Source organism: Variovorax sp. AC194 (assembly GCF_979257995.1).
The window spans coordinates 4,066,981-4,092,756 of the sequence record NZ_OZ409823.1 but is presented as its reverse complement, the minus strand read 5'-3'; the positions used below and the strand labels follow the sequence as shown (position 1 = coordinate 4,092,756).

Below are 25,776 nucleotides of genomic sequence, written 5' to 3'. Positions count from 1 at the left end.
GATTCAGAGGATCGGTGAGGCGTTGCGTTGCCGCTCAGTGCGCGATGTGCAATCCGCACTCGCGGTTGTCTTCGCCCTTGGTCGGGTCCACGTAGTCGAAGTTGTTCGGCAGGCCGTGTGCCTCGCAGTACTCGTGCAGCTCCTTGGACGACCAGTGCAAGAGCGGCGCGACCTTGATGAGGCCGTCCGGATTGACGCTGACCGGGTCCATCTGCGCGCGCACGGCCGTGTCGGTGGCCCGCAGCGCGGTGAACCACACCTTGGGCGCTGTCTCGCGCAGCGCGCGGGCGAAGGGCTCCAGCTTCACCTCTTCCGTGAACGCGGCATGGCGCGGATCGTCGAGTGCGGGCGTCGGGCCTTCGACCGCTTCGCGGTGCGCGCGCGAGCGGCGCGGCAGGTAGATGTGCAGGTCGAGGCCCAGTTGCTTGGTCACCTCGTCGGCAAAGCGGTAGGTGGCCTCGGTGTTGTAGCCGTTGTCCATCCACACCACCGGCACATCGCGCCGTGCGCGCGTGACCATGTGCAGGATCACCGCCTCGAACGGGCGGAAGTTGGTGGTGATGATCGAAGGTTGGCCGAGGCCAATCGCCCAGTCCACCAGGCCTTCGGCGTTGCGGCCGAGCTTGGCGTTGATGCCTGCGAAGTCGATGTCGATGCTCATGTCGGATGTTTTCTTGCAGCTCAGTTGTCGGCCACGAAGTGCGGCGCGGTCTTCACCGCATCACCTTGGTAGAAAGCGTTGAAGCGGTCGAACTGGCGCTGCGCGTCGGAGGCGTCCACGCCTTCCTTCAGCACGGCGCTGGAAAAGCCCGTGCGCTCCATCTGCACCAGTTGGTCGATCAGCACATCGCCCGTGGCGCGGATGTCGCCCGTGAAACCCAGGCGCCGGCGCAGGAGGAAGGCCTGGCTGTACGCGCGGCCGTCGGTGAACTTCGGAAAGTTCAGGTCGATGCGCTCGATGTCGGCCAGGCACACCTCGATGGCGAGCGGGTCGGCATCGTTGGCCAGTTGCAGCACCTTCGGGTCGCCGTCGTCGATGTGCTCTTCGGCCGAAAGAATGTTCAACGTCTTGTTCATGCTGCTTCCTCCACCTTGAATCGCGCACCGTTGGCCGCGGCCTTGAACGGGTCGTGGCCCACGCGGCGCAGCGTGTCGATGAAGGTCTCGCCGCCTTCGCGGGTGTCGCGGTAGGTGGTGAGCACGGCCTCGATCACGCCCGGCACTTCGGCCGCCGAGAACGAGGGGCCGACCGCCTTGCCGGCCTGCGACGCGCCGCTGAGCGCGGAACCGTCGGAGCCGCCCAGGGTGACCTGGTACCACTCCTTGCCGTCCTTGTCGACGCCCAGGATGCCGATGTGGCCGCTGTGGTGGTGGCCGCACGAATTGATGCAGCCGCTGATGTGCAGGTCGATCTCGCCCAGGTCGTCGAGCTCGTCGAGGTCCTGGTAACGCTCGGTGATGGCTTCGGCGATCGGGATGGAGCGCGCATTGGCCAGCGCGCAGAAGTCACCGCCGGGGCAGGCGATCATGTCGGTCAAGAGGTGCACATTGGCGCTCGCGAAGCCGGCCGCGCGTGCGGCGAGCCACAGCGCATGCAGGTCTTCGGCGTGCACCCAGGGCAGCACCACGTTCTGGTCGTGCGTCACGCGGGCTTCGCCGGCCGAGAAGCGGTCGGCCAGTTGCGCGAGCGTGTCGAGCTGGTCGGCCGATGCGTCGCCGGGCGCCTGCTTCAGGCGCTTGAACGACAGCGTGACGGCGCGCAGCGCGGGGTTCTTGTGCGGCGCCACGTTGCGGGCGAGCCAGCGGGCGAACATCACGTCGTCGGCGGCCTGCGTGCGCAGCTCGGCGTCGGTCTTCTCGGCGCTCTGCAGCACACGGGTGGCCAGCGTCGGCGGCACGAAGGAGGCGGCCACGCGGTCGTACTCTTCCTGCGTGATGGTGTGCGGTGCGCCGTCGTGTTCCAGGATCTGCTTGTACTCGGCCTCGACGTCGTCGATGTAGCGCTGGCCCTCGGCCTTCACCAGGATCTTGATGCGCGCCTTGTAGATGTTGTCGCGGCGGCCATAGCGGTTGTAGACACGGATCACCGCTTCGAGGTAATTCATGATCTGCTGCCACGGCAGGAACTCGCGCAGCACCGTGCCGATGATCGGCGTGCGGCCCATGCCGCCGCCGACCTGCACGCGAAAGCCGATGTCTCCCGCTTCGTTCTTCACCACATGCAGGCCCACGTCGTGCCAGCCGGTGGCCGCGCGGTCTTCGGTGGCGCCGGTGATGGCGATCTTGAACTTGCGCGGCAGGAAGGCGAACTCGGGGTGCAGCGTGCTCCACTGGCGCATGATTTCCGCGAACGGACGCGGATCGGCGATTTCGTCCACCGCGATGCCGGCGCGCTCGTCGCTCGTGATGTTGCGGATGCAGTTGCCGCTGGTCTGGATGCCGTGCATGTCGACCGAGGCCAGGAGGTCCATCACGTCGGCCGACTTGGCCAGCGGAATCCAGTTGTACTGGACGTTCTGGCGCGTCGAGAAGTGGGCGTAGTGGGTCGGGAGCTTGTGGCTGCCGAGCAGGCCCTGCGTTTCGATGGCCTTGCGGTAGACCTCTGCCTCGGGCTCGTCGTATTCGCGGGCGATCTTCGCGAGCACGCGCAGCTGGCGGCTGGAGAGCTCGCCATAGGGCACGGCCACGCGCAGCATCGGCGCGTAGCGCTGGACGTACCAGCCGTTCTGCAGCCGCAGCGGGCGGAACTCGTCCTCGTGCAGGCGCCCCTTTTGCCAGCGCTCGAGCTGGTCTCTGAACTGGGCGGCCCGTTGGTGAACGAACTGGCGATCGAATTCTGTGTATTGGTACATCGTGCGTTATGTCTTGAAAGTGCAGTGCGTCCAGCGCCCCAGCAAGAAGCAGGATTCTGAAAGCGGGCCTTATGGAAACAAACTATTTTTTGGTTCACGCTTTATGCGGATAAGCTTATTCACCAGCATCCATGCGGGTTTGCGGGCGGTTGAATGCTTATTCCGGATAAGGGCGGCAGGTCGGAAACCGGTTTTCCGAGGCTGAGATTTTAGGAATCTGTGGGACGGGGGTTGGGCTCAGGGTTCTTTTAAGGCGTTTGTTTTTTTGAGTTCCGAGGCCGGGTCTCGCCCCGGCGGGCGACCTACTTTTCTTTGCTTCGCCAAAGAAAGGTAGGCAAAAGAAAGGCGACCCCACTGTCTGCGACCCTTCGCTGCGCTACGGGCACCCTGCGGTGCTCGCGTTTCGCGGGGTCTCGCCGAACTCGCTTCGCTCAGACAGCGGCGAGCCCTGATCCGCGAAACGCTGCGCTCCTCGGCGCAGCCAGAGGGGGGTGGATACCGAACAGGCCATCGCTTCGCTCGGCTTGGGGTCGGGCCATCGCTTCGCTCGGCCTCCGTGCCCCCACCCCGACCCTCCCCCAGGGGGGAGGGAGAAAGACAAGACCTGCAACACAGGGCCTTGATGCATTGCTCCTTCCCCCTCTGGGGGAAGGCTGGGATGGGGGCACGACGGCGCTCGCTACACGACAGGGCATCGACGAGCGCCGCGTGCCCCCACCCCAACCCTTCCCCGGAAGGGAGGGAGCCAATCCAAGCCGAGCGAAGCAAAGGCCCGAAGGAGCGCCGAGCGCAGCGATGGCGTGTCTGGTCCCCCAACCCCTTCTGTCTGCGCCGAGGAGCGGAGCGTTTCGCGGACAAGGGCTCGCCGTTGTTTGAGCGCAGCGAGTTCGGCGAGACCCCGCGAAACGCGAGCACCGCAGGTTGCCCGCAGCGAAGCGAAGGGTCGCAGACAGCAGGGTCGCCTTTTCTTTGCTTACGTTCTTTTGGCGAAGCAAAAGAAAGTAAGTCGCCCGCCGGGGCGAGACCCGGCCTCCGCCCTCAGCAAAGAGAAAGAAAGGCCACCTCAGCGCAGCATCGCCAGGTTCAAGCGACCTCAGCGAGCCGAGCACGCCCGATCGCCGCAACCACTTCGTCCAGATCCGCCCGCTGCCGGTAATCCACATCCACATGCGCAAACCGGATCACACCCGCTTCATCGACCACGAACGTCGCCGGCACCGGCAGCACCCACTGCCCATTGCCATTGAGCACCGGCAGGTTGACCCCACCCGCGCCGTACAGATCGACGAGCTCCGGCGCCAGCGTCGTGCCGATGCCGAACCCATGCGCAGCCTCCAGGTTCGAGTCGCTCAGTACGGGAAAGGCCAGGGCGTTCCTGCGCGCCGTGCTCATCGAGTGGTCCGGCGTCTGCGGAGAAATCGCCACCAGCTTCGCCCCTAACCCGTGCAGTTCGCCCAGCCGCTGCTGCAGCGCGCGAAGTTCGGTGTTGCAGTAGGGGCACCAACCGCCGCGGTAGAACGACACCACCAGCGGGCCGTCCTTCCACAGGTCACCCAGACGAACCGGGCGCCCGAGCGCATCGGGCAGGGTGACATCGGGCGCCTTGCTTCCTTCGCGCAGGGCCCGCTCTTGCAGGCCCGAAGCCCGCAGGCCGGCAATGAACGCATCGATTTCAACGGCCGTGTTCGTCATGGCGATCTCTCCTGGGTGCGTGCGTGGTTCAGGCCACCGCGGGGAAGTCCACCGCGGTGTCGTTGATGCGGTTGAACACGTTGGTGAACACCGTCACCGCGATGGCCAGGCTGATGTCCACCAGTTGCGTGTCGGTGTACCCGGCTGCCTTGATCGCATCGAACTCGCCCTGACTGACCGTGCCGCTGGTGCGCACCAGCTTGCTCACGAAATGCACGAGCGCATCGCGCTTGGCGTCGCCGGTGGGCTGCCCGTCGCGGATGGCCTTGAGCACGTCCTGCGGCAGCCCTGCGAACTTGCCCAGAAGGCTGTGCGCGGCAACGCAGTAGTCGCAACCGGCGACCTTGCTGACGGTCAGCTTGATGGTTTCCTGGTCCTGCTTGCTCAGCGAACCGCCGGCGAGCGCGCCGTCGGCTTGCAGCACGGCCTTCAACGCGGCGGGGCCGTGCGCACCGATGGTGGCGAAGGTGTTGGGCACGCTGCCGGCGGCCTTCTTGATCTGTGCGTAGACCTCGGCGGTGGCGCCGGTGGCGGTGTCGATGGCGGGGGTGGCGATGCGGGTCATGGTGAAACTCCTTGGGAGAAACGTTGTTGAGAAGCCTTGACTGTATGGCTCTGAAATGAGCTTGATAAGGCTGAATACCGTCAATAAACTATCGAATCGTCTCAACACGAAATCTTCAAGGATCTCTCTCATGGATTGGCTCAGTCGCTTCCTCGGCATGATCCCGGTCAGCGGCCGGCTGGAACTCCGGTGCCTGTACGGCGCACCCTGGCGCATCGTCTACGAGCCTTCGCCGGCAGGCGAGATGCCCTATCACGTGGTCCTCAGCGGCAGCGCTTTGATCGAAAGCGCGGACGGCGGCACGCCCCACGAACTGTCGGCCGGCGACATCGTGTTGATGACGCACGGCAGCGCCCACGTGCTGCACGACGGCAGCGGCGCCAAGCCGGGTCGGGTGAAGAAGCGCGAAAACCTCAGCGTGGTCGTGAGCGAGAACGCGGGGCGCGGCGAGCGCCTGGACATGCTGTGCGGACGGTTCGTGCTGGCCCCCCAGCACGAACGGCTGGTGCGCGACTACCTGCCTTCCACGCTCGTCATACGGGGCGCCGCGGACACGGCCGAGGCGCAGCGCGCGACGCATGCGCAGGTCACGCGCCTCGTGGAAATGATGCGCACCGAGTCCACGGCCGATGCCTTGGGCGGACTCGCGATGCTGAACGCGCTGTCGGCGGCGCTCTTCACCGTCGCGCTGCGCCTGGCCGGCGAATCGGAAGACGCGCCGGTCGGCCTGCTCGCGCTGGCAGGCCACCCGCGCCTCGCGCCCGCGCTGGCGGCGATGCTCGACGACCCGGCGCATCCATGGACGCTGCCCGAGCTCGCACGGCTGTGCCACATGTCTCGGGCCACCATGGCGCGGCACTTCCAGGACCGGGTGGGGCGCTCGGCGAGCGATCTCCTGACCGACATCCGCATCGGCCTGGCGATCAACGAACTGCAGAACCCTTTGTCATCGACCGAGGCGGTCGCCGAGAAAGTGGGCTATCAATCCGTCGGAGCGTTCAGGCTGGCCTTCAAGAAGCGCATGGGCATCTCGCCGGCGGACTGGCGGCGAACGGCGGCCCGATCAATCACCGCTGAACAGTGAGCCTTCGTCAGCGCAGCATCGACGACATGGCCGAGCAGCAGTTGAGCATGCGCACTGCCGCTTCGACCGTGTCCGCGCTGAAGCGCAGCGTGACGCCGTCGACGCGCTCGAAGCTGGGCCACTGGCAGAACAGGTCGGCCATCATCGGCGACTGCGTGCGCAGCGTGACCACCTGCGGCCCCTCGAAAACCAGCGGCTTCGCGTTGCCCCGCGCAGCCAGTGCCTCGGCCACGCCGGCGCGGATCGCCTTGCGCGACTGTTCCGGCGAGAGCGACACGCCGCTGTTGAAGCCGGTCGCTTTCTTGGTCTCCACGAAGGTCGCGTGCGGAAAGAGCGCGCGGTTCTCGGCGATGAAGATGTCGTCGCCGCTGCCCATCACCACGGGCACGCCGTATTCGCCCGCGAGTGCGCCATAGAGGCCCGCCTCGCCCAGCTCTTGCTCATTCAATCGGATGTTGGCAAAGGCAAAGCTGTTGATCGTGTGCGCAAGGATGCCGCGGCCCTGCGCGCGCGAGTGGTAGCCGACCATGCACAGCGCTTCCACGCCGTCTTCTTCCACGCCCGCCACCATGCTCAGGTAGCGCGGCTTGCCTTGCACGACACGGGCGCGCGCATCGAGCACGTCGGGCGGCATGTTGCGGAAACCGCCGTGCGAGTCGTTCACCAGCACTTCGGTCGCGCCTGCGTCGAAGGCGCCGGCGATGGCCGCATTGGCCTCGTGCGCCATCAAGAGGCGCGCGCGTTCGTACTCGGGGTTGCCCTGGCGTGCCTGCTCGTGGTGGTAGACGCCCGCAACGCCTTCGATGTCGGTGGAGATCAGGACTTTCATGGGTGCGCGTGCGCCTCTGCGGAAGAGAAAAGGGAAGAGGGCGGCAGCACCTCGGAAAGCGCCGCCCGGTGGTTGCCGTCGCGGCCCGTCACGGCCGTCGCGCGCCAGAGCGCGTGAAGGATCGCCTGCTCGGTGCTGTCGGCCGCGGCCTGGAAGAGGCCGTCGAGCAGGCCGTCGTGCACCATCGCGATCGTCGGCATCGGGCGGTCGACGCGGTCGGGCACGGTGTAGGCGGTCGAGAAGGCCAGCACGATGTCGCCGCTGCCATGGCCGAAGACCGAGCCGGTGCGCGCGAGGCCCGCGCCCGCGCGCAGCGCCAGGCGCCGCAGCTGGCGCGCATCGAGCGGCGCATCGGTCGCGACCACGATGATGATCGAGCCCTTCTCGGGCTCCTTGCATTCGGCCGTGCACTGCTGCGCGGCCAGCCGTTCGCCGACCGCGTGGCCGGCCAGCACCAGCTGCGGCTGGCGCCCGTAGTTCGCGAGCACGAGCGCGCCGACCGTGTGCACCTCGCCGCAGGGCGACGACACGCGGCGCGAGGCGCTGCCGATGCCGCCCTTGAGCTGGAAACTCGACATGCCGCGCCCCGCGCCCACCGAGCCCTGCGCGAACTCTGCGTTCGCTGCGTCGAGCGCCTGCAGGTAATCGGCCTCGGTGACCGCGAGCCGCTGGATGTCGTTGAGAAAGCCGTCGTTGCACTCGAAGACCAGCGGATTCACCGTGGGCAGCGACCGGCCGCTCTCGGGATTGCTCGCGATGCAGTGCCTGATCTGCGCCGTCGCCACCGTGCCGACCGAGAAGGTGTTGGTCAGCGCGATCGGCGTCTCCAGCACGCCGAGCTCCGCGAGCTGCACCAGCCCCACGCTCTTGCCGAAGCCGTTGAGCACCACGGCGGCGGCCGGCACCTTGTCGCGGAACGCGTCGCCCGCATGCGGGCGGATCACCGTCACGCCGGTCTGCACGCCGCCGTCATCGAGCGTTCGGTGGCCGACCGTGACGCCCTGGACGTCGGTGATGGCGTTGCGCGCGCCCTGCAGCAGGGTGCCGATGTAGGGCAGGGTGTTCGTCGATGCCATGAAGAAAAAAGACGGATGGAGTTACTCGCGGTCGATCTTCGGATCGAGCGCATCGCGCAGGGCATCGCCCAGCAGGTTGAAGGCGAGCACGGTGAAGAAGATGGCCAGGCTCGGGAACAGCGCCACGTGCGGCGAGGTCACCATGTCCGCGCGCGCCTCGCTGAGCATCGCGCCCCACTCGGGCGTGGGCGGCTGCGCGCCCATGCCGAGGAACGAGAGGCTGGCCGCCGTGATGATCGAGGTGCCCACGCGCATCGAGAAGTACACGACGATCGAGGAGATCGTGCCCGGCAGGATGTGCCGCACGATGATGGTCCAGTCCGACGCGCCGATGCTGCGCTCGGCCTCGATGTAGGTCTGTTGCTTCAGCACCAGGGTGTTGCCGCGCACGAGCCGCGCGAACGCCGGCACGCTGAACACCGACACCGCCACCACCACGTTGGTCATGCTGCTGCCCAGGATGGCGACCACGCCCAGCGCGAGCAGGATGCCCGGAAAGGCGAACAGCACGTCCGAGATGCGCATCACGATGCGGTCCCACCAGCCCTCGTAGTAGCCCGCCAGCAGGCCGAAGGCCGTGCCGATGAAGCCGCCCACCAGCACCGACAGAAAGCCCGCCATCAGCGAGATGCGCGCGCCCGCCAGGATGCGGCTGAAGATGTCGCGGCCCAGCGGATCGACGCCGAACCAGTGCGTGGCCGAGGGGCCGCTGTTCAGCATGTCGTAGTCGAAGAAGTTCTCGGGATCGAAGGGCACGATCCACGGCGCGAACACCGCGACGAACACCAGGAGCAGCACGAAGACCGCGGCCACGATGCCCACGGGCTGCTTCTTGAAGCGGCGCCAGCATTCGCCCCAGGGCGTGCGGACCTTGCCCGCGATCTGGACGGCCGCGACCGGTGTCGTTGGAATGAGGGTTTCGGCAGGCACGCCGGAAGCTTGCGTCATGGCTGCTTGCTCACTTGTAGCGGATGGTCGGGTTGATGTAGCCATAGAGCACATCGACCACGAGATTGATCAAAATGAATTCGAGCGAGAACAGCAGCACCAGCGTCTGGATGACGGGGTAGTCGCGCATCTGCACGGCATCGACCAGCAGGCGGCCAAGGCCGGGCCAGTTGAACACCGCCTCCACAAGAATGGAGCCGCCCAGCAGAAAGCCGAACTGCAGGCCCATCATGGTGACAACCGGGATCAGCGCGTTGCGCAGCGTGTGCTTGAAGATCACCCGGGATTCGTGCACGCCCTTGGCGCGCGCGGTGCGAACGAAGTCTTCCTGGATCACCTCGACGAACGAGGCGCGCGTGAAGCGCGCCATCACGGCCGCCACGGCGGCACCGAGCGTGACCGAGGGCAGGATGTAGTGCTTCCAGGTCGCGGCGCCCACGGTGGGAAGCCAGCCCAGTTGCACCGAGAAGATCTGCATCAGCAGCATGCCCAATGCAAATGCGGGGAATGAGATGCCCGACACGGCGAGCGTCATGCCCAGCCGGTCCGGCCATTTGTTGCGGTACACGGCAGAGACGATGCCGATGCCCATGCCGAAGATCACCGCCCACACCATGCTGGTGATGGTCAGCATCACCGTCGGGAAGAAGCGCTCGCCGATCTCCACAGACACCGGCCGCCGCGTGCGGATCGAGGTGCCGAAGTCGCCCTGCAGCATGTGGGTGAAGAAGCTCACGAACTGCTGGGGCAGCGGCTTGTCGAGGCCGAGCTCGGCGCGGACCATGGCCACGGTCTGCTCGTCGGCCTCCTGGCCGGCGGCCAGGCGCGCCGGATCGCCGGGCAGCATGTGGACGAACAGGAACACCAGCACGGCCACGATGAGCAGTGTGGGGATCAGGCCCAGCAGGCGTTTGAGGAAGTAATTCAGCATGGGGTGCAGGTGTCGCGTGCGGGCGATGGCACAGTGCCACCGCCCGCCGGACAGTCAGTCAGAAAACGAAGAAGCCGCGATCAGTTCGACACCGCGACGGCGTCGATGTTGATGTTGCCGTCAGGCATCACGAACACACCCGAGAGGCGCTTGGCATGCGCCGACAGGTTCTGTTCCGTGACCATCGGCACGCGAGGCAGGTCCTTGCGGATCTCGTCCTGCGCGGTCTTGTAGAGCGCGGTTCTTTCCTTTTCGTCGACCGTCACCAGTGCCTTGGCCAGCGCGTTGTCCACCACCTCGCTCTTGTAGAACGACATGTTGTTCAGCTTGGGCGCCCAAGCCTCCGAGGCGAACAGCGGACGCAGGCCCCAGTCGGCTTCACCGGTCGACGACGACCAGCCCGTGTAGTACATGCGGACCTTGGCCGTCTTCGGATCGGGCCATGCATCGACCTGCTCGGTGCGCTGGCCCACTTCGAGCGCCTGCACCTGCAGCTTGATGCCGATCTGCGCGAGCTGCTGCTGCACGAACTGGATCGTCTTCTGGCTGGTCGTGTTGTTGTAGGCGCTCCACAGCACCGACTCGAAGCCGTCCGGATAGCCGGCTTCCTTCATCAGCTCCTTGGCCTTCTTCAGGTCGTAGGGAATGGGGGCCATCTTCTCGGCGTACTTCACGCCCTGCGGCACGATGCCCTGCGCGGGGAAGGCGTAGCCGCCGAACGCAACCTTGGACAGCGCTTCCTTGTTGATGGCGTAGCCGATGGCCTCGCGCACCTTCGGGTTGTCGTAGGGCTTTTGCAGCATGTTGAATGCGAGGAAGCGCGTGATGATCGAGGGCGAGGCCACCACTTCGAGCTTGTCGCTCTTCTTCAGCAGCTCGGCCTGCTCATAGGGAATGGGATACGCAAAATCGGCTTCGCCGGTCTGCAGCATCGCGGCGCGCGTGTTGTTCTCCAGCACCGGCTTCCACTGCAGGTTGTCGATCTTGGGGAAGCCCTTCTTCCAGTAGCCGTCGAACTTCTTGGCCTTCACGGCTTCGGTCTGCTTCCACTCGACGAATTCGAAGGGGCCGGTGCCCACGGGGTGGAAGGCGATGTCCTTGTTGCCCCACTTCTTGAGCGCGGTGGGCGAAATCATCGCGGCCGATGCGTGGGCCAGCGAGTTGATGAAGGGGCCGAAGGGTTCCTTCAGCGTGATGCGCACGGTCGTCGGGTTCAGTGCCTCGACCTTGCTCACGCGGTTGAACTGGTTGTAGCGCAGCAGCTTGTTGTCCTGGTTCAGCACGCGGTCCAGCGTGAACTTCACGGCTTCGGCGTTGAAGTCGGTGCCGTCGTGGAACTTGACGCCGCTGCGCAGCTTGATGGTGTAGACCAGGCCGTCCTTGGAGACGTCGTAGCTCTCGGCGAGCACGTTCTGCACCTTCAGGTCCTTGTCGAACTGGAAGAGGCCTTCATAGAAGGACTTGGTCACCGCGGTGGTGATCGTGGTGTTGGTGTTGTATGGGTCCAGCGTTTCGGGCTGGTAGCCGATCGACAGCACCACGTCTTTGGCGGCCAGCGCCGTGCCCGATGCAGCCAGTGCCGCCAGGCCCAGCAGTGCGGATGCCCATCGCAGGGAGGAAGAAGATTGCTTCATGGAAGAACTCCAGTCGGTTCGAGGAAAAAAGCAGGAGGGCCTGCGGGTTGAAAAACGGTTCGGAATCAAAAGGTCAGAACGCGCCGCCAATGGCATGCCGCGCAACGAAATGGCCGGGCGCCACCTGCACCAGCGGCGGCACGTCGGGCTCGTCGCCCACCGCGCGAATGGGGCTCGGGATCTCGCCTTCGAGCAGCGCGCGCGGCTTGTGGCGGCGCGACGGATCGGCCACCGGCACCGCGGCCATCAGCTTGCGCGTGTAGGCGTGCTGCGGTGCCTCGAACACCGCGCGGCGCGGGCCGATCTCCACGATCTGGCCGAGGTACATCACGGCCACGCGGTGGCTGATGCGCTCGACCACCGCCATGTCGTGCGAGATGAAGAGAAACGCCACGCCCAGCTCGCGCTGCAGGTCGAGCATGAGGTTGACGATCTGCGCCTGGATCGACACGTCCAGCGCCGACACCGATTCATCGGCCACCACCACCTTCGGGTTGAGCGCGAGCGCGCGCGCAATCGCGATGCGCTGGCGCTGGCCGCCCGAGAACTCGTGCGGATAGCGCTGCGCCACCTCGGGCGGCAGGCCCACCTTCTGCAGCAGCCAGTCGACGCGCTGCTGTGCCTCGGCGCCCTTGGCGATGTTGTGGATGAGCAGCGGCTCCATGATCGAGAAGCCCACCGTCACGCGCGGATCGAGCGAAGCGAACGGGTCCTGGAAGATGAACTGGATGTTCCGGCGCAGCGCCTGCAATTCGCGCGTGGGCAGCTCGCGGATGTTCTGCCCGCCGAACTCGATCGCGCCGCTCTGGCTCTCGACCAGGCGCAGCAGCGAGCGGCCGGTGGTCGACTTGCCGCAGCCCGACTCGCCGACCAGCGCCAGCGTCTCGCCGGGGTACAGGTCGAAGCTGATCTTCTCCACCGCATGCACGCGGCGCTTCACGCGGCCGAAGATGCCGCTGCGCACGTCGAAGCGCGTGACGAGATCGCGCACGCGCAGGATCGGGCCGGCCTCTTCGCGCACGGTGGTTGGCGGCGTCGTGTCGATGGGGGTGGACGGCACCGTCTCGGGCGCGCCCTCGGCGCGCAGCAGTTCGAACTTGGCCGGCAGGTCCGTGCCCTGCATCGCGCCGAGCTTGGGCACGGCCGACAGCAGCGCCTTCGTGTACGGGTGCTGCGGCGCGGCGAACACGGTTTCGGAGGCGCCCGCTTCGACCTTGTCGCCGCGGTACATCACGAGCACGCGGTCGGCAATTTCGGCCACCACGCCCATGTCGTGCGTGATGAAGAGCACGCCCATGCGCATCTCCTTCTGCAGCTCGCGGATGAGCTGCAGGATCTGCGCCTGGATCGTCACGTCCAGCGCGGTGGTGGGCTCGTCGGCGATCAGCAGTTGCGGCTTGCACGACAGCGCCATCGCGATCATCACGCGCTGGCGCATGCCGCCCGAGAGCTGGTGCGGAAAGCGGTCGAGCACGTTGCGCGCTTCGGGAATGCGCACGAGTTCGAGCATGCGCAGCGCCTCGGCGCGCGCGGCCGTGTTGCTCTTGCCCTGGTGGATGCGGATGGCTTCGGCGATCTGCTCGCCCGCGGTGAACACCGGGTTCAGCGACGTCATCGGCTCCTGGAAAATCATCGCGATGTCCGCGCCGCGGATGCCGCGCATCGTGCCGTCGCGCGCCTGTGCGAGGTCGAGCACTTCGCCATTGCGGCGGCGAAACGCCATGCTGCCGCCCAGGATGCGGCCGCCGCCGTGCTCCACCAGCCGCATCAGCGCAAGCGAGGTGACCGACTTGCCCGAACCCGATTCGCCCACCACCGCGAGCGTTTCGCCATGGTCGACATGAAATGAGAGGTGCTTGACCGCATCGACGGTGCGCTCGGACGTCGAGAAGCGCACGGTGAGGTCGTCGACGGCGAGAACGCGGCCGTCCGGCAGGTTGAGGGCAGGGGAGGACATGGCGGTGCGAAGGAGGGTGGCAGTGGCGCTCAATTGCTCAAGCGTGCGTCGCGGTTTTTCGTGGAACACCGCGGAACCGGCTTTGCCGGGCCGCAGGTGTTGCCCCCTGCAAGGGGGTGGGCGAAGCGACACGAAGTGCGCGAAGACTGGGGGTGTGCTTCATGCTGCGAAGATGGCCGTTACCGGGGCTTCGTCGCCGCGCGCGTGGGCGCGGTACATGCCTTCGGTGTTGAAGGCGAGGCTCAGGTTGCCGTGGCGGTCGACGGCGATCAGCCCGCCGGTGCCGCCGATCGCGGGCAGCGACTCATGCACCACGGCGCGCGTGGCCGCCTCGAGCGTCGCGCCGCCGTAGGCCATGCGCGCGCAGATGTCGTGGGCCGCCGCGACGCGGATGAACATTTCGCCGCTGCCGGTGCAGGAGATGGCGGCCGTGCGGTCGTCGGCGTAGGTGCCCGAACCGATCAGCGGCGAATCGCCGATGCGGCCGACGCGCTTGTTGGTCATGCCGCCGGTCGAGGTGGCGGCGGCGAGGTGGCCGTGCATGTCGAGCGCGACGGCGCCGACGGTGCCGAACTTCTTGTCTTCATCGAGCGGCGGCGTCATCGCGGCGCCTTCGTGGTCGGTGACCACGCGGCCGGTGTCGCGCACGCGGTACAGCTGCTGGCGGCGCGCCTCGGTCGAGAAGAAGAAGGGCTCGACCATTTCGAGCCCGTGGTCGCGCGCGAACGCTTCGGCGCCCGCGCCGGCCAGCAGCACGTGCGCGCCGTCTTCGAGCACGGCACGCGCTGCGCGCACCGGGCGGCGCACGTGGCATACGCCAGCGATGGCGCCGGCGGCGAGCGTGGCGCCGTCCATCACGGCGGCATCGAGCTCGTGCGTTTCCTCGTGCGTGAAAACGGCGCCGTGGCCCGCGTTGAAGAGCGGGCACTCCTCGAGCAGCTCGACCGCGAGGCAGGTGGCATCGAGCGCGGACGCGCCCTTGAGCAGCGCCGCCTGCGCGGCGCGCACGATGTTCTGCAGTGCGTCGTGATAGGCCTGCGCCTGCGTGGCATTGGTCGTGGCGGCGCTGATGGTGCCGGCACCGCCGTGGATGGCGATGACGGGCGTGGTGTTCTTCATCGGGGAGCTTTCTTCTTTTTCTTGGCCGCGCCGTTCAGGGCGATGGCTTTGGAGGTGCCGGAGGCGCGCTGACCGGCGCCGGCGCCGTCGATGCGCGCCAGCCCGTTCGCGCCGTGCAGCCAGGGCCGCAGCACCTGCAGCGTGCGGCGCGCGGACTGCACCGGGTCGGGCGCCCGCAGCGCGACGGCGCTGGTGAGCGCCTCGACCAGCGCGAGCACGCTGGTCTCGCAGTTGGGGCGGTAGTTGGTTTCGGTCTGGCAGTAGAGCGCGATGTCGGCGAGCGGCGCCATCGGCGAGGTCGGCCGGTCGGTGAGCGCGATCACGCCGCAGCCCTGTTCGCGCGCAATCTGTGCGAGCAGCACGGTGTCGGTGAGATAGCGCGGAAAAGTGAGGCCGATGAACACGTCCTTCGGGCCCGCATGCATCAGCGAGCGCGCCGCATGCGTGACGCCGCTCACGCCCGGCAGCAGGCGCACGTCGCTACAGCTGCTGTCCAGCCCGTGCTGCAACAGGCCCGCGAGCCAGCCGCTCGCGCCGAAGCCCGCGATGTACACCGAGCGCGCCTTGCCGATGCGCTGCACCGCGGCCTCGCAGGCGGCGTAGTCGAGCGATTGGCGCGTGGCTTCGATGTTGCGGCGGCTCTCGTCCAGCGCGGTCGCGAACACCTCGGCCACCGTGGTCGGGTGCTCCAGGTTGCCGCGCAGGCGCTCTACGGGCGCCACCAGCGACTCGAAGCCGCGCACGAGCTCGGCGCGAAAGGTGGCGTAGCCGTCGAACTCCAGCGCGCGGGCGAAGCGGTTGGCCGTGGCGACCGACACGCCCGCCGCGGCGGCGAGCTCATCGATCGGCAGCGTGGCGACCTGCAGCGGATGCTCCAGCACGTAGTCGGCCACCTGCCGGTGCGAACGCGTCAGCCGCGGCAGCGCCTGCGCAATGCGCTGGGCCACGGTGGTGCCTGGGGTGTCGACGGGGGTGCTCATGGATGGTGCGGAGGAGCCTGAAAGTGTGCGTTTTGTGAAAACCAGTTTTCAAATATAAGTCAGTTTTGAAAATTTTCTGTCATTTTTGAACGAGGTTGCAAGGAGCGGGCCAGCGGTGAAGGGGTTCGGAAAAAACCGCGAGTGCGCGGTTTCCCCTCTGGGAGCCAAGCGATCGAGTTCGCCGCGGATTCGGCTTCTAGGTGTTTCCCCGAGGTGGCAGCTTCGCGCGACGTGAGGCGATCGCGCGGTTCTGCTCGGCGCCGATGCATGCGCAGCGTGGGTCCCGCGACGCTATTGACTGCTGACCGAAGCACCGACGACGATCCGCCACGGTGTGCGTTGCACCGTTCAAAAAGAAAGAGGATTCGCCATGAGGGATGGAGGAGTTTTCCGCGCACTGGCGCGCGTGTGCGGTTGTGCGTTGCTGGTCGCGTTGTCAGCCTGCGGAGGAGGTGGCGGCGGCGGCGGGGGCGGTGGCGGCGCGGCCTTGCCGATACTGCCCGTGGCGCCGCCCGCCAATCCGCCGCCCTCGGCGACGGGGCGCGTGGTGTCCGACAGCATCAAGTCCGCAAAGACCGGCGCGACCTATCCGATCAACATCTTCATCCCGGCCTCGTACGACGCGGACACGGCGGCGTACCCCGTCATCTACGCCATGGACGGCGACGCGAACTTCAATCCGCCGGGCACCCGCTTCGATAACTTCAGGGCCATCCTTGAGAAGCGCGGCGCCAAGGCGATCCTTGTAGCCATCGGCGGAACCGCACGGCGCGAGACCGACTACATCCTGCCCGGCGCCCTTGCGTACCACGACTTCCTGACGGTGGAACTCGTTCCGTTCATCGAAGCGAAGTACCGCGCGGATGCGAAGAAGCGGATGCTCACCGGGCTGTCTCTCGGTGGCCTGATGACCGGCATTTCGTTCTTCCTCGAAGCGCCGGACAAGCTGACCTTTTCGTACTTCCTGTCCTTCGAAGGGTCCTTCGGATTCCGCCCGACCGAGTGGCAGGACCTGGAGCAGAGGATGTTCGACGCATCGGCCGGCAAGCAGTTTCCGGTGACGCTGCTTCTTGCCCGATGCAACAGCGGGCCCGACTGCAACACCTTGCAGGTGAGCGACCTGTACCAGAAGCTGACCGACCGGCACTACGCGGGCCTGCAACTGATCGAGACTGTTTTCTCTTCGACCTCGCATACGCAGACGGATGTTCCTGCGTTCGAGGATGCGGTGACACGGGTCTTGAAATAGATCGTCGAGCGACCGAAGACGTGATCGTGCGAGTCTTTGGGTAGGCGGTTGGGAGCGTCGGCGATACACTGCCACCGTGCGTCAAAAAAAGGCGCGCATGGGATTGGCGTCCCAATACACCCTGCGACGTAAGCCGCAGATTTCTCCGCAGAGACTCTGCGGCTTCGTCGTTCGTGCCTCCAGTTTTTTTGGCGGCTCGGGCGGGGAGCCGCGAGGCTCGCCGGTTCTCGCAAGGGGTGTCCGGTACGCCAACCCGTTCGAGTCGCCGCCTCCAATTGGCGTTGGATGTGGCGATTTATCAAATCACACTCCTTGGAGGCCATATGGCTGCCCCTCTTAACGCTAACGCGCAATCTTCAAATGCTTCTAAAGGTCATGGCATCGCCTTCGACCCGGAGCAACCCACCGTCGAGACTCTGGCACTGCAGGTCTGCGACGACACCGACAGTCTTCGAGATGTGCACAGCGCCTACGCGTGCCTCGAAAAGCTCATCGTGTCGCCTGAACCGGGCGGTGCCGAAGAACTGAGTCCGACGCGCAATGAACTCAGTGCATTGGTGCGCGTGGTCAACGAAGAACTGAGTCGCCGCATCGAGTCAGTGGACAAGGCCGTGCAGGCGATGCGCGCGGCCATGACGCCGAGCGTGTTCGCGCCGAGCCCGTCCGGCGCATAGGGCGCATGGCTAGCGGCACATCGAATAGCCGCCAGTCTCCAGATGAAAGTGGTCCCGGTGCACTGCGTTGTAGTCGGGACCCAGCACCCCATCGAAGAATCGGCAGGCCCCGCGGTGCGCATCGCGCAGCAGCAGGTCTGCCGGATCGCCATTGCCTGTCCAATCCCGACGCACCGTGATGCGTTGCCCACCGGCCAGCGTGAGGCCCGCCACATCGAAGGCATCGGCGGTCGCATGCCTGCTGCGCGGCGCGCCCGGCACCGCGCCTTCGCCGCGGTTCACGTTGCGGCACGCATAGCTGCCCAGGTGCACGATGGCCACGACCGGCTCGCCGAAGTGCTGCTTCGCGGCCGGCTGCAGCGCATGCTTTTCCCACATGAAGAACGACAGCGCCATCGGGCAACTCAATGCAGGCGGCGTGCCCAGGCGCACGCCGGCCGAGCGCAGCAGCACCGCGTTCTCGAAGCCGCAGCCTTCGCCGGTCACGCGGTCGGGCAGTTGTTCGTACTTCATGTCCGTGCGCGCGAGCGCCGTGAGGCAGCGCGTCGGTTCGCGGCGGGCGCGGGCGAGCTTGAAGTTCGTGAGCCAGTCGGGCTCGGCCATCACGTCCAGCGGCGCCCAGGGGTTGAAGCGCTCGGGAATTTCGACGGCGCCCGTCATCACCGCCCACGCGCCCGCTGCGAGCGCGGCGCACAGCGCGGGGCCGGCCCACAGGCCGCGGCGTGATGAAGGCGCGGAAGGTGCGGGCAGGGCGCGGCCTTCAATCGCCAGCCGGCGGCCCGCGCCGGACGCTGCGGAAACTGCCCTCGATCGACGGGCGGCCTCCGCGGGCGTCGCCGAACTCGACGCGGCCCCGGTGCGCGCCGGCGATGCCGTGCAGCAGCACGTGCCGACGCGTGCGAGCGAGCAATGCACCGGGCCGGTCGCCGCTTTGCCGTTCTACCGTCGCGGCGCTTTCGCAGAGCGCGATGCGAAACCGGTCGCCGGCCACTTCGCTCACGACGATCACCCGTGCCGGCCATCCCGAACTCGCGAGCTCTTCGAAAGCCAGGGCCAGGAATTGCGCGATGCGAGCCGCATCGCCGCAGCAGTCGCCGTCGCCCAGCCGGTCGTGCTCGAAGACGGTGTGCGCGGCGCAGGAGTCAGTGGGGACGAGCGCATCGATCGCCTGCCGGATCACCGCATGCAGCGAAAACGGCTTGGTGGCGATGTCGAGGTTCTTCCCTGTCGCGAGCCGGCACACATCCGCGAGCTCTTCGGACCGTTCGATCGCGCGGTTCGCGGCATGGTCGACATGCTCGAGCACCGCATCGGGCTGCTGCGGGTCGCCCCGGCGCGCGAGCAGCTCGATGCCCAGGCGGATGGCGGACAGCGAGTTGCGCATGTCGTGCACTGCGGCGTTGATCAGTCTCTGGCAGTCGTGCGCAGGCGCCGGTGCTGCTGGCGAAAGATCGGGGCGCGGCTGCAGCGCGTGCGCCGCAGCGGACCAGTTGGACAGCGCCCATCCCACCGACACCGGTTGCGCGCCTGCGACGCGAGGTGCGGTGGGCGACGAGGCGGGCGTCCATTTCGGCAAGCGTGAATCCTCGAACAGCAGCGTGTCTGGCATGGAATCTCTCGGCAGGCCGTGTGGGGGTTTCAGGAGCGCCGTGACCGGGCGGTCCGTGAGATCGACGGCCCGGACGGCGGGGGCCAGCGCATCGACGCGACATCGTGCTTGCTTGCGCGCCTGTGCGATGTCAGGTTTTGCAACACCGCTTGTAGGCGCACGCCGCGCGCTGCAGGGCACACGCGGCTGCGTCAGTCGCGCCGCACGTTGACGATCGTCGCCTGCATCAGTGCGATCACCTTGTAGTCGGGCCCATCGCCCGCGAACGCACGGACCTCGCCGGTGCACACCGCCAGCAACTTGCCGGCACTCTGCACCCGCCCGATCGCAAGGAACCGTTCGCCGAGCGCGGGCCGCACGAAGTTGATCTTGAACTCCGCGGTGACGACCTCGAACCCCGGTGGCGCCTTCGTCAGCCCCGCATAGCCGCAGGCACTGTCGACCAGGCTCGTGATGGCGCCCGCATGCACGTAGCCGTGCTGCTGCGAGAGGGCGGTGGAGAACGGCATCTCGATCTGCACTTCGCCGTCGGCCACCGATGCGGGCTTCGCGCCGATGGTCTTCATGAGGCCCTGTGCGTCGAAGCTGGCGGAGATTCTTTGCTGGATATCGCTCATGTGCATCGCCGGCCTCAGCCCGCGTCCTTCTGCATGAAAACACTCAATGGATCTTCCGGGTAACGCCCGAAGCGTTCGCGCCGCGCGTAGCCCGAGCGCGCATAGAACGACAGCGCCTCCGGCTGGCTTACCCCCGTCTCCAGCCTGAACATCGTGTGGCCGCGTGCCGTCGCTTCGCCTTCGAGAAAGGTCAGCACCTGGGCCGCAACGCCTTGTCCGCGGTTCTGCGGCCGCACGTACATCCGCTTGAGCTCGCCGTACCCGGGCTCCATGACGATGGCCCCGCAGCCGATCGCCGTGCCCCTCTCATCCCGTGCCACGGCAAACAGCACGTTGGCGGCGGACAGCGCCGCGATGTCGATGCCGTAATGGCTCTCGGGCGGATAGAGCGGCTTCTGGTACGCATCGAGGTCGTCGATGAGCTGGACGACGTCGGGCTGGCCGGGGTTTTCAATCGCAATCTGCATTCAACCGATGTTACCCAGCGCCCCGCAAAGCCCGACTCGCGACGAGGTTCAACGCCCCGGCCAACAATGCCGCACGGCGCGCCGGTCGGCTCGCCGCTCAATCTTCGAAGGAGCAGTGCTTTGGAATACCGTCATCTGGGCAAATCGGGCCTCAAGGTCCCCGTGTTGAGTTTTGGCACCGGCACCTTCGGCGGCAAGGGCGAGTTCTTCAGCGCCTGGGGCAGCACCGACGTGGCCGAGGCGCGCAAGCTGATCGACATCTGCATCGACGCGGGCGTCAACATGTTCGACAGCGCCGACATCTACTCCGACGGCGCCGCCGAATCGGTGCTCGGCGAGGCCATCAAGGGCCGGCCGCGCGACAAGCTCATCATCTCCACCAAGGCCACGTTCCGCAGCGGCCCTGGGGCGAACGAAGCGGGGTCGTCGCGCCATCACCTCGTGCGGGCGGTCGACACCGCACTCAAGCGCCTGGGCACCGACTACATCGATCTCTTCCAGCTGCACGGCTTCGACGCGAGCACGCCCGTCGAAGAGACCGTGTCCACGCTGGACGACCTCGTGCGCGCGGGCAAGCTGCGCTACGTGGGCGCATCGAACTTCTCGGGCTGGCACCTGATGAAGTCGCTGGCCGTGTCCGAGCGCTACGGCTATGCGCGCTACGTGGCGCACCAGGCGTACTACTCGCTCATCGGCCGCGAGTACGAGTGGGAGCTGATGCCGCTCGCGCAGGACCAGGGCGTGGGCGCCGTGGTCTGGAGTCCGCTGGGCTGGGGCCGCCTCACGGGCAAGATCCGCCGCGGCCAGCCGCTGCCCGCCAACAGCCGCCTGCACGTGACGGCCGACATGGGCCCGCCGGTGGCCGACGAGCTGCTGTACCGCGTGGTCGATGCGCTGGAGAAGGTCGCCGGAGAAATCGGCAAGACCGTGCCGCAGGTCGCGCTCAACTGGCTCCTGCAGCGGCCGACGGTGTCGAGCGTGGTCGTCGGCGCGCGCGACGAAACGCAGCTGCGCCAGAACCTCGGTGCCGTGGGCTGGAACCTCACGCCCGCGCAGGTCGCCGAGCTCGATGCGGCCAGCGCGGTGACGCGGACCTATCCCTATTGGCACCAGCAGGGCTTTCTGGAGCGCAATCCGAACCCGGTCTAGGCAGGCCTACCTCGGTGTGAGGCCAAGCACCCACTGCTTGAAGTGCTCCAGCGCCCCGGAGGCCGGCCGGCCTTCGGGGTACGCGAAGTAGTAGCCCTGCGGCACGTCGAGGTGCCGGTCCACGGGGATCACGAGTTCGCCGGTGCGCAGCTCGTGCTCGATCAGGATGCGCGGCGCCAGGCCCACCCCCATGCCCGCGGCCGTCGCGGCCACCACCATCGTGAAGAGTTCGTAGCGCGGCCCGCGCGAGGCATGCACCGTGTAGTCCCAGCCCTGTTGTGCGTACCAGTCGCGCCAGGCATGCGCGCGCGTGCTCAGGTGCACATGGCGGCAGCGCTCGAAGCCTGCTTCGTCCCACGGGCCGTTGGCATCGCGAAATGCTGGGCTGCAGATCGGCACCATCTCGCCCTCTGAAAAGATCAGCCCGCCGCGCGTGTTGGGCCAGAACTGGTCGCCGAAATAGATGGCCGCGTCGTACGCGTTCTCCTGGAACGAGAAGGGCTGCGAACGCGCCGACAAGTTCACCGTGATGTTCGGATGCAGCCGGCTGAAATCGGGCAGCCGCGGAATGAGCCATTGCGTCGCGAACGTGGGCACCACGGCCAGCTCCAGCACGAAGCCCATGTCGTGGCCCGCGCTGATCTCCAGCGTGTCGCGGCGGATCTGGTCCAGGTGCCGGCGGATGCGCGCCGCGTACTCGCGCCCCACGTCGGTGAGCGTCAAGCGCCGGCGCACGCGCGAGAAGAGCGGCACGCCCAGCCGCTGCTCCAGCATCGCCACCTGCCGCCCGACCGCGCTCTGCGTGAGCGCCAGCTCGGCCGCGGCGCGGGTGAAGCTCCCGAGGCGCGCCGAGGCCTCGAAGGCCTGCAGCGCGCCCAGGTTGGGAATGTCTTTTCTCATCGAATGCCTGTTGTCTCTTCTGTGCTGCGTGGCGCAAGCACCTGCCGTGCCCGGCGCCTTCGTTGCCTCGGTCCTTCCGGCGCTGCACAACGTTGTGCGCATTTAGCGTTTGTTTCGCATGCCGCCGCGATCCTATTCTGCGTCTCGACCCCTGCCAACGATATGAGGAGACTTCCGATGATTGTCTTGCGCACCCGCTGTACTGCCCGGACCACTGCTCTGGGCATTGCACTGGCCTCCGTTCTTGGACTGCCCACCGCCGCGCTCGCGCAGGCCGAGCAGACCGTCACCATCGGCCATGCCGGCCCGCTCACCGGCGGCGCGGCCCACTGGGGCAAGGACAACGACAACGGCGCGCGCCTCGCGGTCGAAGACCTGAACAAGCAGGGCCTTGTCATCGGCGGCAAGAAGATCAAGTTCGTGCTGCAGTCCGAAGACGACCAGGCCGACCCCAAGCAGGCCATGGTGGTTGCCAACAAGCTGGCCGACATGGGCGTGAAGGGCATGCTCGGCCATTTCAACTCGGGCGCCGCCATTCCGGCCTCGGCCGTCTACAGCCGCGCGGGCCTGCCCGACGTGTCGACCGCGACCAACCCGACCTTCACCAAGCAGGGCTACAGCAACGTCTTTCGAATCCTCGCGAGCGACGACGACGTGGGCATGGCCATCGCCGACTTCACGGTGAAGGACCTCAAGGCGAAAAAGATCGCGGTGATCGACGACCGCACCGCCTACGGCCAGGGCGCGGCCGAGGTGTTCACGCGCGGCGTGAAAGGGCTGGGCGGCACCATCGTCGCGCAGGAATTCGGCAGCGACAAGGCGACCGACTTCATGGCCATCCTCACCAGCATCAAGGCCAAGCAGCCCGACGTGGTGTTCTACGGCGGCATGGACGCGCAGGGCGGCCTCATCGCGCGGCAGATGAAGCAGCTGGGCATCACGGCCAAGCTGCTGGGCACCGACGGCCTGTGCACCAACGAGGTTGCCAAGATCAGCGGCGGCGCGGTCGACGACCTTTTGTACTGCACGCGCGGCGGCAAGGAGATCGAGAAGACCAGCAAAGGCGCCGAGTTCGAGCAGCGCTACAAGGCGCGCTTCGGCGTCGAGGTGCTGACCTATGCGCCGTACCTCTACGACGCCATGATGGCGCTGGCCGCCGGCATGCGCGCGGCCAACTCGGTCGAGCCCGAGGCCTACCTCCCGGCGATGCGCAAGGTGAAGTTCGACGGCGTGACCGGCGCCATCAGCTTCGATGCCAAGGGCAACCTGCAGAAGCCCGACTTCACCGTCTTCACCTACAAGGACGGCAAGCGCGTCCGCGTGGCCGGCTCCTGAACGCACGCATGCGGGCGCTGGACGCGGCGGAGACGGCGGCTGCGCTGCCCTATGGCGCGCTGGTCGAGGCGCTGCTGCAGATGTTCGAGCGCGAGCGCATTGGCGAGGCGCATGCGGCGACACGAACCTCGGTGCCGCTCGCGGGCGGCGGCGTGCTGCTGCTGATGCCCGCGGCGGATGCGCGCTTCGCGGCGCTCAAGACCGTGACCGTGCATGCCGATAACGCCGGCCTTGGATTGCCCGTGGTGCAGGGCGAGGTCACGCTGATGGACGCGGCCACGGGCACCCGGCTGCTCTCGATGGATGGCAATGTGCTGACCGCCCGGCGCACGGCGGCGCTGTCGCTGGCCGGGGCTGCAAGGGCAGGGCGCCATGTCGGCGGCCGCATGCTGCTGATCGGCGCGGGCGTGCAGGCGCGTTCGCACGCCGAGGCTTTTGCGGAGGTCGCAGGCGTGCGCCATCTGTGGATTCACGCGCGCATGCAAGCCCATGCCGAACAGCTGGCGCAGCACATGCGCACGCTCGGCGTGGACGCGAGCGCGATCGATGATCCGGCGCAGGTTTCCGAAGAAGCCGATGTGATCGTCGCCACCACCAATTCATCGAGTCCGGTGGTCCCATCGCAGGTGCGGCCGGACGCCACTGTCATCGCCGTCGGCGCCTACCGTGCCGACATGGCCGAGGTGCCGCCCGAACTCGTGCGCCGCTGCGCCGTGTTTGTGGATACGCTGGAGGGTGCGCGCCACGAGGCGGGCGATCTGATCCAGGCGGGCATCGACTGGTCCGGCGTGCAGGCCTTCGCGAACGCGGAGCCGGCAACGCCAGACCGGCCGGTGCTGATCAAGACCGTGGGCCATGCGCTGTGGGACTTGGCTGCGGCGCAGCTGGCGTACACGCATCAACAGCAACGATGAACGGAAAGAATCCATGCGTCGAGTGGTGATCATCGGCGGCGGGGCCATCGGTTCTGCCATCGCCTACTTCCTGACCCAAGACCCGGAGGCGGAGCGCTTCGAGGTCACGGTGGTCGAGCGCGACTTCTCGTACAAGCAGGCATCGTCGGCGCTGTCGGCCAGTTCGATCCGCCAGCAGTTCTCCACTGCCATTAACATCGAGATGTCGCTCTACGGCATCGACTTCTTCCGGCACCTGGGCGAGACCCTGCGCGTCGGCGACGACGTGCCGGACATCGGCCTGGTCGAGCCCGGCTACCTGTACCTGGCCTCGCCGGCGGGCGTCGAGGTGCTGCGCGAGAACCACGCGATGCAGAAGGCGCATGCGGTGGACGTGGCGCTGCTCGCGCCCGAAGAACTGAAGGCGCGCTTCCCGTGGATCTCGACCGAGGGCGTCGAACTCGCATCGCTGGGCCTCTCGGGGGAAGGCTGGTACGACGGCTACAGCCTGCTGCAAGCCTTTCGCAAGAAGGCCGCATCGCAGGGCGCGCGGTACGTGCAAGCGCATGCCACCGGGCTGCGGTGCAAGGGCAGCACCGTGACCGGCGTGCAGCTCGACAACGGCGACACGCTCGATGCCGACATCGTCGTCAACGCCGCCGGTGCCTGGGCCGCGAAGGTGGCCGGGTGGGCCGGCATCGACCTGCCGGTGCGCGGCCGCCGCCGCAGCGTGTTCAGCTTCTCGTGCCCCGAGACCTTGCCGGGCTGCCCGCTGGTCATCGACACCTCGGGCATCTGGCTGCGCCCCGAGGGCCGCCAGTTCATCTGCGGCTTCGCGCCGCCCGAAGACCAGGACCACGACGACGTGCCCCTCGATGTCGAGTACGGCGCGTTCGACGAACTCATCTGGCCCGCGCTCGCCGAGCGCATCCCGGCCTTCGAAGCCATCCGCATGACCGGCGCCTGGGCCGGCTACTACGAGATGAACGTGTTCGACCACAACGCGATCCTCGGCCTGCACCCGGCGTGCGACAACCTGTTCTTCGCCAATGGCTTTTCGGGACATGGGCTGCAGCAATGCCCGGCGGCCGGGCGCGGCATCGCGGAGCTGATCCGCTTCGGCGAGTACCGCAGCCTGGATCTCTCGCCGGTTTCGTTCGCGCGCATCCTCGAGAACAAACCCTTGCTCGAGAAGAACGTGATCTAGATGCAGGGG

25 protein-coding genes are annotated in these 25,776 nt (G+C 67.0%); 7 read left to right on the top strand and 18 right to left on the bottom strand.

The genetic code is table 11. From position 1 onward, the window contains the following. Window positions 1-34: 34 nt before the first annotated feature. The 5 genes from ACZYRS_RS19520 to ACZYRS_RS19500 form a co-directional block, all read right to left on the bottom strand. Window positions 35-661 carry a phosphoadenosine phosphosulfate reductase domain-containing protein gene (locus ACZYRS_RS19520; RefSeq protein ID WP_463420568.1) on the bottom strand — a complete coding sequence of 209 codons (627 nt, stop codon included), beginning with the start codon at window positions 659-661 and terminating at the stop codon, window positions 35-37. Window positions 662-681: 20 nt separating this feature from the next. Next, window positions 682-1,077 (bottom strand): DUF934 domain-containing protein, encoded by a 396-nt coding sequence (locus tag ACZYRS_RS19515; RefSeq protein WP_463420567.1) that lies wholly within the window; start codon window positions 1,075-1,077, stop codon window positions 682-684. Continuing rightward, a complete protein-coding gene (locus tag ACZYRS_RS19510) occupies window positions 1,074-2,852 on the bottom strand; it encodes a nitrite/sulfite reductase (RefSeq protein WP_463420566.1) in 1,779 nt (592 codons plus the stop codon). Before ACZYRS_RS19510 ends, ACZYRS_RS19515 begins: the two co-directional genes overlap by 4 nt. Window positions 2,853-3,935: 1,083 nt before the next feature. Continuing rightward, window positions 3,936-4,544 carry a peroxiredoxin-like family protein gene (locus ACZYRS_RS19505; RefSeq protein WP_463420565.1) on the bottom strand — a complete coding sequence of 203 codons (609 nt, stop codon included), beginning with the start codon at window positions 4,542-4,544 and terminating at the stop codon, window positions 3,936-3,938. A gap of 28 nt (window positions 4,545-4,572) precedes the next feature. Then, window positions 4,573-5,109, bottom strand: a complete 537-nt coding sequence (locus tag ACZYRS_RS19500; RefSeq protein WP_463420564.1) for a carboxymuconolactone decarboxylase family protein — start codon at window positions 5,107-5,109, stop codon at window positions 4,573-4,575. A gap of 121 nt (window positions 5,110-5,230) precedes the next feature. Between ACZYRS_RS19500 and ACZYRS_RS19495 the strand changes: the two genes are divergently transcribed. Beyond that, on the top strand, window positions 5,231-6,193 hold the full coding sequence (locus ACZYRS_RS19495) for a cupin domain-containing protein (protein ID WP_463422512.1): 963 nt from the start codon (window positions 5,231-5,233) through the stop codon (window positions 6,191-6,193). A gap of 7 nt (window positions 6,194-6,200) precedes the next feature. Here ACZYRS_RS19495 and ACZYRS_RS19490 read toward each other — a convergent pair whose 3' ends face one another. The 8 genes from ACZYRS_RS19490 to ACZYRS_RS19455 form a co-directional block, all read right to left on the bottom strand. Beyond that, window positions 6,201-7,022: a M55 family metallopeptidase gene (locus tag ACZYRS_RS19490; RefSeq protein WP_463420563.1), complete on the bottom strand. Its 822-nt coding sequence runs from the start codon at window positions 7,020-7,022 to the stop codon at window positions 6,201-6,203. After that, entirely contained in the window at window positions 7,019-8,098 is a 1,080-nt protein-coding gene (locus ACZYRS_RS19485; protein WP_463420562.1) for a DmpA family aminopeptidase, read from the bottom strand. Before ACZYRS_RS19485 ends, ACZYRS_RS19490 begins: the two co-directional genes overlap by 4 nt. A gap of 21 nt (window positions 8,099-8,119) precedes the next feature. Then, window positions 8,120-9,046 carry a glutathione ABC transporter permease GsiD gene (gene gsiD / locus ACZYRS_RS19480; RefSeq protein ID WP_463420561.1) on the bottom strand — a complete coding sequence of 309 codons (927 nt, stop codon included), beginning with the start codon at window positions 9,044-9,046 and terminating at the stop codon, window positions 8,120-8,122. Between the two features lie 10 nt (window positions 9,047-9,056). Next, window positions 9,057-9,977, bottom strand: a complete 921-nt coding sequence (gene gsiC, locus ACZYRS_RS19475; protein ID WP_198784178.1) for a glutathione ABC transporter permease GsiC — start codon at window positions 9,975-9,977, stop codon at window positions 9,057-9,059. Window positions 9,978-10,057: 80 nt separating this feature from the next. After that, window positions 10,058-11,611, bottom strand: a complete 1,554-nt coding sequence (gene gsiB, locus ACZYRS_RS19470) for a glutathione ABC transporter substrate-binding protein GsiB (RefSeq protein WP_198784177.1) — start codon at window positions 11,609-11,611, stop codon at window positions 10,058-10,060. Between the two features lie 73 nt (window positions 11,612-11,684). Then, window positions 11,685-13,568, bottom strand: coding sequence for a dipeptide ABC transporter ATP-binding protein (locus ACZYRS_RS19465; RefSeq protein ID WP_463420560.1), 1,884 nt, complete (start codon window positions 13,566-13,568; stop codon window positions 11,685-11,687). Between the two features lie 159 nt (window positions 13,569-13,727). Continuing rightward, a complete protein-coding gene (locus ACZYRS_RS19460) occupies window positions 13,728-14,687 on the bottom strand; it encodes an isoaspartyl peptidase/L-asparaginase family protein (protein ID WP_463420559.1) in 960 nt (319 codons plus the stop codon). Further along, window positions 14,684-15,667 (bottom strand): MurR/RpiR family transcriptional regulator, encoded by a 984-nt coding sequence (locus tag ACZYRS_RS19455; protein ID WP_463420558.1) that lies wholly within the window; start codon window positions 15,665-15,667, stop codon window positions 14,684-14,686. Before ACZYRS_RS19455 ends, ACZYRS_RS19460 begins: the two co-directional genes overlap by 4 nt. A 421-nt stretch (window positions 15,668-16,088) precedes the next feature. Here ACZYRS_RS19455 and ACZYRS_RS19450 point away from each other — a divergent pair, with 421 nt between their 5' ends. Both ACZYRS_RS19450 and ACZYRS_RS19445 read left to right on the top strand, forming a co-directional pair. Then, complete coding sequence (locus ACZYRS_RS19450) at window positions 16,089-16,916, top strand: alpha/beta hydrolase (RefSeq protein ID WP_463420557.1); 828 nt, start codon at window positions 16,089-16,091, stop codon at window positions 16,914-16,916. Between the two features lie 323 nt (window positions 16,917-17,239). After that, window positions 17,240-17,590: a hypothetical protein gene (locus tag ACZYRS_RS19445; RefSeq protein WP_463420556.1), complete on the top strand. Its 351-nt coding sequence runs from the start codon at window positions 17,240-17,242 to the stop codon at window positions 17,588-17,590. 9 nt (window positions 17,591-17,599) lie between these two features. Here ACZYRS_RS19445 and ACZYRS_RS19440 read toward each other — a convergent pair whose 3' ends face one another. From ACZYRS_RS19440 to ACZYRS_RS19425, 4 genes are all read right to left on the bottom strand, one after another. Further along, window positions 17,600-18,250 (bottom strand): extensin-like domain-containing protein, encoded by a 651-nt coding sequence (locus ACZYRS_RS19440; protein ID WP_463420555.1) that lies wholly within the window; start codon window positions 18,248-18,250, stop codon window positions 17,600-17,602. Between the two features lie 100 nt (window positions 18,251-18,350). Continuing rightward, complete coding sequence (locus ACZYRS_RS19435) at window positions 18,351-19,199, bottom strand: histidine kinase (RefSeq protein WP_463420554.1); 849 nt, start codon at window positions 19,197-19,199, stop codon at window positions 18,351-18,353. 191 nt (window positions 19,200-19,390) lie between these two features. Beyond that, window positions 19,391-19,816 carry a PaaI family thioesterase gene (locus tag ACZYRS_RS19430; RefSeq protein ID WP_463420553.1) on the bottom strand — a complete coding sequence of 142 codons (426 nt, stop codon included), beginning with the start codon at window positions 19,814-19,816 and terminating at the stop codon, window positions 19,391-19,393. Between the two features lie 14 nt (window positions 19,817-19,830). Next, window positions 19,831-20,283, bottom strand: coding sequence for a GNAT family N-acetyltransferase (locus ACZYRS_RS19425; RefSeq protein WP_463420552.1), 453 nt, complete (start codon window positions 20,281-20,283; stop codon window positions 19,831-19,833). A gap of 120 nt (window positions 20,284-20,403) precedes the next feature. Between ACZYRS_RS19425 and ACZYRS_RS19420 the strand changes: the two genes are divergently transcribed. After that, window positions 20,404-21,432 (top strand): aldo/keto reductase, encoded by a 1,029-nt coding sequence (locus ACZYRS_RS19420; protein WP_463420551.1) that lies wholly within the window; start codon window positions 20,404-20,406, stop codon window positions 21,430-21,432. A 6-nt stretch (window positions 21,433-21,438) separates the two neighbouring features. On the opposite strand, the gene ACZYRS_RS19415 is transcribed toward ACZYRS_RS19420, so the two are convergent. Beyond that, a complete protein-coding gene (locus ACZYRS_RS19415; RefSeq protein ID WP_042579678.1) occupies window positions 21,439-22,332 on the bottom strand; it encodes a LysR substrate-binding domain-containing protein in 894 nt (297 codons plus the stop codon). Between the two features lie 177 nt (window positions 22,333-22,509). Between ACZYRS_RS19415 and ACZYRS_RS19410 the strand changes: the two genes are divergently transcribed. From ACZYRS_RS19410 to ACZYRS_RS19400, 3 genes are read left to right on the top strand one after another with little or no spacing between them, the layout of a single operon-like run. Further along, window positions 22,510-23,667, top strand: coding sequence for a branched-chain amino acid ABC transporter substrate-binding protein (locus ACZYRS_RS19410; RefSeq protein WP_463420550.1), 1,158 nt, complete (start codon window positions 22,510-22,512; stop codon window positions 23,665-23,667). A gap of 8 nt (window positions 23,668-23,675) precedes the next feature. Continuing rightward, window positions 23,676-24,581 carry a delta(1)-pyrroline-2-carboxylate reductase family protein gene (locus ACZYRS_RS19405; protein WP_463420549.1) on the top strand — a complete coding sequence of 302 codons (906 nt, stop codon included), beginning with the start codon at window positions 23,676-23,678 and terminating at the stop codon, window positions 24,579-24,581. A gap of 13 nt (window positions 24,582-24,594) precedes the next feature. Next, window positions 24,595-25,767: an NAD(P)/FAD-dependent oxidoreductase gene (locus tag ACZYRS_RS19400; protein WP_463420548.1), complete on the top strand. Its 1,173-nt coding sequence runs from the start codon at window positions 24,595-24,597 to the stop codon at window positions 25,765-25,767. Window positions 25,768-25,776: the final 9 nt, after the last annotated feature.

What these genes read in the sequence shown, in the direction of transcription:
- ACZYRS_RS19520 (WP_463420568.1), bottom strand. Translation starts at nt 661, where the DNA reads ATGAGCATCGACATCGACTTCGCAGGCATCAACGCCAAGCTCGGCCGC.
- ACZYRS_RS19515 (WP_463420567.1), bottom strand. Translation starts at nt 1,077, where the DNA reads ATGAACAAGACGTTGAACATTCTTTCGGCCGAAGAGCACATCGACGAC.
- ACZYRS_RS19510 (WP_463420566.1), bottom strand. Translation starts at nt 2,852, where the DNA reads ATGTACCAATACACAGAATTCGATCGCCAGTTCGTTCACCAACGGGCC.
- ACZYRS_RS19505 (WP_463420565.1), bottom strand. Translation starts at nt 4,544, where the DNA reads ATGACGAACACGGCCGTTGAAATCGATGCGTTCATTGCCGGCCTGCGG.
- ACZYRS_RS19500 (WP_463420564.1), bottom strand. Translation starts at nt 5,109, where the DNA reads ATGACCCGCATCGCCACCCCCGCCATCGACACCGCCACCGGCGCCACC.
- ACZYRS_RS19490 (WP_463420563.1), bottom strand. Translation starts at nt 7,022, where the DNA reads ATGAAAGTCCTGATCTCCACCGACATCGAAGGCGTTGCGGGCGTCTAC.
- ACZYRS_RS19485 (WP_463420562.1), bottom strand. Translation starts at nt 8,098, where the DNA reads ATGGCATCGACGAACACCCTGCCCTACATCGGCACCCTGCTGCAGGGC.
- gsiD (WP_463420561.1), bottom strand. Translation starts at nt 9,046, where the DNA reads ATGACGCAAGCTTCCGGCGTGCCTGCCGAAACCCTCATTCCAACGACA.
- gsiC (WP_198784178.1), bottom strand. Translation starts at nt 9,977, where the DNA reads ATGCTGAATTACTTCCTCAAACGCCTGCTGGGCCTGATCCCCACACTG.
- gsiB (WP_198784177.1), bottom strand. Translation starts at nt 11,611, where the DNA reads ATGAAGCAATCTTCTTCCTCCCTGCGATGGGCATCCGCACTGCTGGGC.
- ACZYRS_RS19465 (WP_463420560.1), bottom strand. Translation starts at nt 13,568, where the DNA reads ATGTCCTCCCCTGCCCTCAACCTGCCGGACGGCCGCGTTCTCGCCGTC.
- ACZYRS_RS19460 (WP_463420559.1), bottom strand. Translation starts at nt 14,687, where the DNA reads ATGAAGAACACCACGCCCGTCATCGCCATCCACGGCGGTGCCGGCACC.
- ACZYRS_RS19455 (WP_463420558.1), bottom strand. Translation starts at nt 15,667, where the DNA reads ATGAGCACCCCCGTCGACACCCCAGGCACCACCGTGGCCCAGCGCATT.
- ACZYRS_RS19445 (WP_463420556.1), top strand. Translation starts at nt 17,240, where the DNA reads ATGGCTGCCCCTCTTAACGCTAACGCGCAATCTTCAAATGCTTCTAAA.
- ACZYRS_RS19440 (WP_463420555.1), bottom strand. Translation starts at nt 18,250, where the DNA reads ATGACGGGCGCCGTCGAAATTCCCGAGCGCTTCAACCCCTGGGCGCCG.
- ACZYRS_RS19435 (WP_463420554.1), bottom strand. Translation starts at nt 19,199, where the DNA reads ATGCCAGACACGCTGCTGTTCGAGGATTCACGCTTGCCGAAATGGACG.
- ACZYRS_RS19430 (WP_463420553.1), bottom strand. Translation starts at nt 19,816, where the DNA reads ATGAGCGATATCCAGCAAAGAATCTCCGCCAGCTTCGACGCACAGGGC.
- ACZYRS_RS19425 (WP_463420552.1), bottom strand. Translation starts at nt 20,283, where the DNA reads ATGCAGATTGCGATTGAAAACCCCGGCCAGCCCGACGTCGTCCAGCTC.
- ACZYRS_RS19415 (WP_042579678.1), bottom strand. Translation starts at nt 22,332, where the DNA reads ATGAGAAAAGACATTCCCAACCTGGGCGCGCTGCAGGCCTTCGAGGCC.
- ACZYRS_RS19410 (WP_463420550.1), top strand. Translation starts at nt 22,510, where the DNA reads ATGATTGTCTTGCGCACCCGCTGTACTGCCCGGACCACTGCTCTGGGC.
- ACZYRS_RS19405 (WP_463420549.1), top strand. Translation starts at nt 23,676, where the DNA reads ATGCGGGCGCTGGACGCGGCGGAGACGGCGGCTGCGCTGCCCTATGGC.
- ACZYRS_RS19400 (WP_463420548.1), top strand. Translation starts at nt 24,595, where the DNA reads ATGCGTCGAGTGGTGATCATCGGCGGCGGGGCCATCGGTTCTGCCATC.